Origin of the sequence: Streptomyces sp. AcH 505 (assembly GCF_000818175.1) — a bacterium.
GTDB lineage: Bacteria > Actinomycetota > Actinomycetes > Streptomycetales > Streptomycetaceae > Streptomyces.
The window spans coordinates 3,138,751-3,146,694 of the sequence record NZ_JTIY01000001.1 but is presented as its reverse complement, the minus strand read 5'-3'; the positions used below and the strand labels follow the sequence as shown (position 1 = coordinate 3,146,694).

Genomic DNA, 7,944 nt, shown 5'->3' with positions numbered 1-7,944 from the left:
CGGGGGCCGGCTGCTCGGGCGCCGCGTCGACCAGCTGCCCGCCGACCCGCAGCTTCAGCGGCGCGGACAGGCCGCGCGCCCCGTACACCAGGTCGGGGCGTACGGCGATGACGGCGCCGACGGTCAGCGCGGTGATCGCGGCCTCGCCGATCCCGATGAGGACGTGCACACCGACCATCGCCGTCAGCACGTCACCGATCGGGATGTCGGTCGTCCCGCCGATCTCGTAGATCAGGGTGAAGACGAGCGCCGCCGCCGGCACGGACAGCAGCGCGGCGACGAAGGCGGAGACCGTCACCGACCTGCGGGTCCGGGGCAGCAGGCGCACCAGCGCGCGGAAGACCAGGTACGAGACGACGGTCGTCGTCAGCGCCATGTCGGTGATGTTCACGCCGAGCGCGGTCAGACCGCCGTCGGCGAAGAGGATGCCCTGCATCAGCAGGACGACGGAGATGCACAGCACACCGGTGTACGGGCCGACGAGGATCGCGGCGAGCGCGCCGCCCAGCAGATGTCCGCTGGTCCCGGCGGCGACCGGGAAGTTGAGCATCTGGACGGCGAAGATGAAGGCGGCGACCAGGCCCGCCAGGGGCGCGGTGCGCTCGTTCAGCTCGCGGCGGGCGCCGCGCAGGCTGACGGCGACCGCGGCGGCCGCGATGACGCCGGTGGCGGCGGACACGGGTACGTCGATGAATCCGTCGGGCACATGCATCAGGGCGCTCCGCTTCCCCCGGGGTCAGAACCATCTGATGGTAATCCCTACCTGCAACTCATTCGCAAGAGCGACTAGCCTGCGAACAACAGTTCACCCACCACCGTTCACCCGCGGGACAGGTCCGAAATGCCCGTACCGCGCCATTCGTGGTCGAATTGAGATGTTTGTACTATTAAGGGCAGCACAGGCCCCCCACAGGCCCGCAGAGGAGCAGTCGATGTCACCCGCCGTCGAACAGCCCGTCACCGCCCGACTGATATCGGACGCGCCGCACCACAAGACCGTCGCCGTCACCCTGCGCTACGACAGCGACGACCCGCTCGCCGTGCGGGTCGTCTTCCCGCCCGAGGTGTCCCTGGACGACGACGAGGTGGTCTGGACGTTCGCCCGTGACCTGCTCAGCGGCGGACTGCGCGCGCCGTCGGGCGACGGCGACGTACGGGTGTGGCCGTGCGGCCGGGTGCAGACCGTGCTGGAGTTGCACGCGCCGGAGGGGGTGGCGGTGGTGCAGTTCGACACGGCGCCGCTGCGGCGCTTCCTCCAGGCCTCGTACGCGGCGGTCCCGGCCGGCCAGGAGCAGAAGGAGCTGGAGATCGAGCGGCACATAGGAAACCTGCTCCTCTGAGACCGGTGAGGTCCCAGAGAAGCAGGTGGGTGAGCGGGTCGGACCCGAGGGGGGCTCAGGCCCGAGCGGGGCTCAGACCCGGGCCAGCTCGCGGTCCGTGTCCGGGCCGCCGTCGCCGCCCGGATCGGCGAGCCGCTTGCGCAGCTGTTCGCCCTCCACGTCCACGTTGGGCAGGATCCGGTCGAGCCAGCGCGGCAGCCACCAGGCCCGGTTCCCGAGCAGCTTGAGCACCGCGGGCACGATCGCCATCCGGACCACGAACGCGTCGAAGAAGACCGCGACGGCGAGCCCGAACCCGATCATCTTGATCATCGAGTCCCCCGCGCCGATGAACCCGGCGAAGACCGCCGTCATGATCACAGCGGCGGCGGTGACGACCCGCGCCCCGTGCCGGAATCCGGTGACGATCGCCTGGTCCGGCGCCTCACCGTGCACATAGGCCTCCCGCATCCGGGTGACCAGGAAGACCTCGTAGTCCATGGCCAGGCCGAAGACCACCCCCACCATGAAGATCGGCATCATCGACATGACGGGTCCGGTCTGTTCCACCCCGAGCAGACTCGCGAGCCAGCCCCACTGGAAGACGGCGACGACGGCGCCGAGCGCGGCCACCACCGACAGCAGGAAGCCGAGCGCCGCCTTGAGCGGCACGAGGATCGACCGGAAGACCACCATCAGCAGCAGGAACGCCAGACCGACGACCAGCGCCAGATACGGCAGCAGCGCGTCGTTCATCTTCTGCGAGAAGTCGATGTTCATGGCCGTCGCACCGGTGACCAGCACATCGGCCCCGCTGTCGGCCTTGACGGTGCCGCCCGCGTCCCTGATCGAGTGGACCAGGTTCTCCGTGCCGACCGAGGACGGCCGGTCCTTGGGCACGACGGTGATCGTCGCCGTGTCGCCCGCCTTGTTCAGATGGGCCGGGGTGACGGCGGCGACGCCGTCCAGCTTCTTCACGGTGTCGGAGACCTCGGTCGCCGCCGCCTTGGCGTTGTCGTCGGCCTTGCCGTCGACCACGACCACCAGCGGCCCGTTGAAGCCGGGGCCGAAGCCGTCCGACAGCAGGTCGTACGCCTTGCGCTGGGTGGTGCTGACGGGCTGCGAGCCGTCGTCGGGCAGGCCCAGCTCCAGCGAGGCCGCCGGAATGGCGATGGCGCCGAGGCCCAGGACGCCCACGATCAGGACGGTGACGGGCTTGCGCAGCACGAACCTGGCCCAGCGGGTGCCCAGGTTGGGCCGCTTCTCGGCCTCCTCGACGCCCGTACGGTCCGCCTCGCGCTTCTTCGCCAGCGCGCCCTCCAGCGCCGTACGGCCCTTGCGGCCGTGCACCCGCTTGCCCGCGAAGCCGAGCAGCGCGGGGATCAGGGTGAGCGCGATGAGGACGGCGATCACGACCGTGCCGGCGGCGGCGAAGCCCATCTTGCTGAGCATCGGGATGTTGACGACGGCGAGTCCGACGAGTGCGATGACGACGGTCAGCCCGGCGAAGACCACGGCGGAGCCCGCCGTGCCGACGGCGCGGCCCGCCGCGTCCTCCCGCTCTCTGCCCTCCGCCAGCTCGGCCCGGTACCGGGAGACGATGAACAGCGCGTAGTCGATACCGACGGCGAGCCCGATCATCGAGGCGAGGATGGAGGTGGTGGAGCCCAGGTCGAGCACGTTCGCGAGCGCGGTGACGGTGGAGACACCGACGCCGACCCCGATCAGCGCGGTGAGCAGCGGCAGTCCGGCCGCCAGCAGCGAGCCGAAGGTGATGACGAGGACGACCGCGGCGACGGCGACCCCGATGATCTCCGTGGCGCCGGTCTCCGGTGCCACCTGGAGCGCGTCCCCGCCGATCTCGGTGGTCAGCCCCTCCGCACGGGCCTGTTCGCCGGTGTGTTCGAGGGCGGCACGGGTCGCGTCGGTCAGCTCGGCCGAGCTGACCTTGTAGGCGACCTCCACGTACGCGGTGGTCTTGTCCTTCGACACGGCGTTCTGCGTGTACGGGTCGCTGACCGAGGAGACCTGCGCCGAGCCGGCGGTGAGCCGGTCGGAGATCTTCTTGACCTCGGCCTTCTGCGGCGCGTCGGTCATCTTCTCGCCGGTCGGCGCCTTGAAGACGACTCTGGCGGTCGCTCCGTCGCTGCTGGACCCCGGGAAGCGCTGGTCGAGCAGGTCGAATGCCTTCTGCGCCTCCGTCCCCGGGATCGAGAAGGAGCTGGAGGTGGCGGTGGACGCGGTGGCGGCGCCGAACCCGGCGACCGCCAGGAGCGCCACCCACACCAGGGCGACATAACGGCGGCGCCGGAAGGCGAGCCGTCCGAGTTTGTAGAGGAACGTGGCCACGAGGCGCACTCCCGGGTCTATGGAGGGATCAGGGCATGGGGAGCCGGCCCGACGACGAGAGCGGTACGTGTCAGGTGGTGCGGGGCAAGGCGGTCAGACGACGAGGGCGGGGAGCACCACGGCGTCGAGGTAGTCGACGAGGAACGCCCGGTCGACCGACCGGTCCTCGATCAGCTGCCGGGCGATGAGAGCACCGACCAGCATGTGCGGGACGTACGGCAGCGCGGGGTTGTCCGCTGCCACCTCGCCCCGGGTCACAGCGCGCTGCACCAGCTCGTTGATCCCGTTCATCTCGGGTTCGACGAGCAGTTCGCGCAGCGCCTGGTGGAGTTCTGGGTTGTCGTGGACGGCATGGAGAAGACCCCGCATCAGCGCGGCGTCCTGTTCCATCTGACAGTCGTCCGTACGGATCACCATCGCGTGGAAGTCACCGCGCAGCGTGCCGGTGTCGACGTCGTGCACGTCGACGGGCTTGCCGTGCCGCAGCGCTCGCGCGACCAGTTCGGGCTTGCTCCCCCACTGGCGGTAGAGGGTGGCCTTGCTCGACCGGGTGCGGGCGGCGACGGCGTCCATGGTCAGACCGTCGTAGCCCACGTCGCGGAGCAGGTCGAGCACGGCCGCGTACAGCTCAGCCTCGCGCTCCGGTGTGAGTCTGCTGCGTGCCATGGTCAACCCCCTTCCCCGCTTCCGGCCGTCCCGAACGAAACGGTTTCGTACAGCTGATATGACGATAGCCCCTCCGGAATAAGGAACGGCACCGTTTCGTGTGTGGAGTCCGCCACAACCGTCAGCCCCGTATAAGTACGTGACGTGTAAGTACAGGACCTGTAAGAGTCCGGACCACGAGTTGCCGCCGCCCCCGCACCCCGAAAGCATTGGGGGGTGAGTGACGACGTCGCGTATCTCCGTTTCCCGCATCTGCACGACGACTTGCTGTGCTTCGCCGCCGAGGACGATCTGTGGGTCGCCCCGCTCGTCCCTGAGGGGCAGCGGCCGGGGCGCGCCTGGCGGGTGACCGTCGACCGCACGAGAATCGGCCACCCGCGGTTCTCGCCGGATGGCAGCCAGATCGCGTACACGACCTGGCGCAGCCTGGACCCGGAGATCCATCTGGCCCCCGTGGACGGCGGTCCGCCGCGCCGGATCGGCTACTGGGGCTCGACCGACACCCGGGTCTGCGGCTGGACGCCGTCGGACCGGGAGGACGGTACGGCGCAGATCCTCGCCGTCTCCTCGCACGGCCAGCCGTTCTCGTACTACTCCTGGGCCTACAGCGTCCCCACCGACGGCTCCCCCGGCGGCAAGCTCCCGTGGGGCCCGGTCTCCGACATCGCCGTGGCCGACGTCGACGGGGAGCGCAAGACGCTCCTGCTCACCGGAAAGCCGCCGCACGAGCCGGCCGCCTGGAAGCGGTACCGGGGCGGGGCGACGGGCCGGCTGTGGCTGCACGGCGAGCGGCTGCTCGCCGACATCGGCGGCCATCTGGAGTGCCCGATGTTCGTGGGCGGCCGGATCGCCTTCCTCTCCGACCACGAGGGCGTCGGCAATCTGTACTCCTGCCTGCCGGACGGCACCGACCTGCGCCGCCACACCGACCACGACACGTTCTACGCCCGGCACGCCTCGTCCGACGGGCGCCGCGTCGTCTACCAGTGCGCGGGCGAGCTGTGGCTGGTCGACGCGCTGACGCCTGACTCGCAGCCGCGCAAGCTGGCGGTACGGCTCGGCGGGCAGCGCGCGGGGCGGCGCGGCTATCAGGTCCCCGCATCGCAGCACGTCGACGGGCTGTCGGTGGACACGACGGGCCGGGCCAGCGCCGTGGTCGTGCGGGGCAGCCTGTACTGGCTCACGCACCGCGACGGCCCGGCCCGGACGATCACGGACACCCCAGGCGTACGGGTCCGCTTCCCGGTGATGCTCGGCAGCGGCGGCCAGGTCGCCTACGTGACGGACGCGGACGGCGCCGACGCGATCGAGATCGCGTACCTGCCGCGCGCGAGCGGCGACCGGCCGCCGCGCAGGCTGGCGTCCGGGCAGCTCGGGCGGGTGCACGAGATGGTGGCCGACCCGGACGGCGAGCGGATCGCGGTCGCCTCGAACGACGGTCGGCTGCTGCTGGTGGACGTCACGGACGACGATGCCGCGGAGAGCGGGGGGACGGCTGACGCGGGCGAGCCGTCGGAGGTCACCCCCGAGTCCGCGCCGGGCGAGGTGACCGAGCTGATCAGGTCCATCAACGGCCCGGTCACCGATCTGGCGTTCTCGCCCGACGGCGACTGGCTGACCTGGGCGCATCCGGGCGTGGGCCGCTCGCTGCGGAAGATCAAGATGGCGAAGATCAGCGGCAGTTTCGCCCGTACCGTCGTGGACGTCACCGACGGCCGCTTCGAGGACGAGAACCCGGTCTTCACCAGCGACGGCCGCTATCTGGCCTTCCTGTCCTGGCGCGGCTTCGACCCGGTGTACGACGTGCACACCGGCGACCTGTCGTTCCCGCTGGGCAGCCGCCCCTATCTCGTACCGCTGTCGTCCGCGACCCCCTCGCCGTTCGCGCTCTCCCCCGACGGCAGGCCCGCGGCCGGCGGGCTCGATCCCGCGACGGGCGAGGCCGGCGGCTCGGGCGACGGCACGGTCATCGTGGAGGTCGAGGGGCTGGCGAGCCGGGTCACCCCGTTCCCCGTCACCGCGTCCAAGTACTCGGCGCTGTACCCGGTCAGCGGCGGCGGTCTGGTCTGGCTGCGCTGGCCGATCTCGGGCGCGCTCGGCGAGACGTTCGCCAACCCCGCCGACACCTCGGGCCGGCCGACCCTGGAGCACTTCGACATCGCGAAGGCCCGCAAGAGCGAACTCGTCGCGCATCTCGACTGGTTCACGCCCAGCGGGGACGGTACGCGTCTTGTGGTCATGGACGACGACGAGCTGCGCGCGGTCCCCGCGACGGAGCTGGGTGACAACGACTCGACCGTCCATCTCGACCTGCGCAGGATCCACCACGAGGTCGACCCCGAGGCGGAGTGGCGCCAGGCGTACGAGGAAGCCGGCCGGATCATCCGCGCCTACTTCTGGGAGCCGCAGATGTGCGGCGTCGACTGGGACGCGGTGCTCGACCAGTACCGCCCCCTGCTCGAACGGGTCGCGTCCCCCGACGAGTTCGCGGATCTGCTGCGCGAGGTGGTCGGCGAGCTGGGCACCTCGCACGCGTACGTGTCCCCGTCCCGGCGCAACGAGGGGCCGCGCCACTACCAGCGGCCGATCGGGCTGCTCGGCGCCAACCTGGTGTGCAGGGACGGCGCTTGGGTCGTGCAGCGGATCCTGCCGGGCGACTCGTCGGACTCCAAGGCCCGTTCGCCGCTGGCCGGGACGGGCATCAGGGAGGGCGCGGTCCTCACCCATGTCGACGGGCGGCCCGTCGACCCGGTCGCCGGACCGTACCCGCTGCTGACGGCCGCAGGCGGCACCACCGTCGAACTCACCTTCAAGAAGGCCGAGCCGAGCCCGCTGGACGACAGCTCCGACGCAGCGCACTCCCGCCGGGTCGCCGTCGTGCCGCTCATCGACGAGCGCCCGCTGCGCTACCAGGACTGGGTGGCCAAACGGCGCGAGGTGGTACGCGAGATCAGCGGCGGCCGCTGCGGCTATCTACACATCCCCGATCTGCACGGCTCAGGGTGGGCGCAGTTCAACCGGGACCTGCGCCTTGAGGTGTCCCGCCCGGCGCTGATCGTGGACGTACGGGGCAACGCGGGCGGCAACGTCAGCGAGCTGGTCATCGAGAAGCTGACCCGCCGCATCCTCGGCTGGGACCTCACACGCGACGCGCAGCCCGTCTCGTACGCCTCGAACGCGCCGCGCGGCCCCGTCGTCGCCATCGCCGACGAGGCCACGTCGTCGGACGGCGACATGATCACGGCGGCGTTCCGGCTGCTGAAGCTGGGACCCGTGGTCGGCCAGCGCACCTGGGGCGGGGTGGTCGGCATGACCGGCAGGCACGAGCTGGTCGACGGAACGGTCATCACGGTCCCGATGAACGCCGCGTGGTTCGACGCGTACGGCTGGTCCGTCGAGAACCACGGCGTCGAACCGGACATCGAGGCGCTGCGCACCCCCCTGGACTGGGCGGAGGGCCGCCACGCGCAGCTGGACGACGCGGTCTGGGCGGCGCTGGACCTGCTGGCGGCGCACCCGGCGGCGACACCGCCGGGCTACGGCGCGGTCCCGGACCGCAGCCGCCCGGCGCTACCGCCACGGTGACGCCGTCCGGCGCGGTGTCGCCGTC

Annotated in this window: 5 protein-coding genes; 2 read left to right on the top strand and 3 right to left on the bottom strand. The window is 71.2% G+C overall.

Annotated features, from left to right (window positions below; genetic code table 11):
• The coding region (locus HY68_RS45105; protein WP_241778573.1) for an energy-coupling factor ABC transporter permease at positions 1-712 on the bottom strand (712 nt) is incomplete at its 3' end.
• 220 nt (positions 713-932) lie between these two features.
• Between HY68_RS45105 and HY68_RS14450 the strand changes: the two genes are divergently transcribed.
• Positions 933-1,340: an SsgA family sporulation/cell division regulator gene (locus tag HY68_RS14450; protein WP_041988848.1), complete on the top strand. Its 408-nt coding sequence runs from the start codon at positions 933-935 to the stop codon at positions 1,338-1,340.
• A gap of 72 nt (positions 1,341-1,412) precedes the next feature.
• Here HY68_RS14450 and HY68_RS14445 read toward each other — a convergent pair whose 3' ends face one another.
• The gene (locus tag HY68_RS14445) at positions 1,413-3,668 is read right to left on the bottom strand and encodes an MMPL family transporter (RefSeq protein WP_041988846.1); all 2,256 of its coding nucleotides are present in this window, start codon (positions 3,666-3,668) and stop codon (positions 1,413-1,415) included.
• Positions 3,669-3,761: 93 nt separating this feature from the next.
• Positions 3,762-4,334, bottom strand: a complete 573-nt coding sequence (locus HY68_RS14440) for a TetR/AcrR family transcriptional regulator (RefSeq protein WP_041988844.1) — start codon at positions 4,332-4,334, stop codon at positions 3,762-3,764.
• Between the two features lie 216 nt (positions 4,335-4,550).
• Here HY68_RS14440 and HY68_RS14435 point away from each other — a divergent pair, with 216 nt between their 5' ends.
• Complete coding sequence (locus tag HY68_RS14435; RefSeq protein WP_041988842.1) at positions 4,551-7,919, top strand: S41 family peptidase; 3,369 nt, start codon at positions 4,551-4,553, stop codon at positions 7,917-7,919.
• The last annotated feature ends 25 nt before the right edge of the window (positions 7,920-7,944 follow it).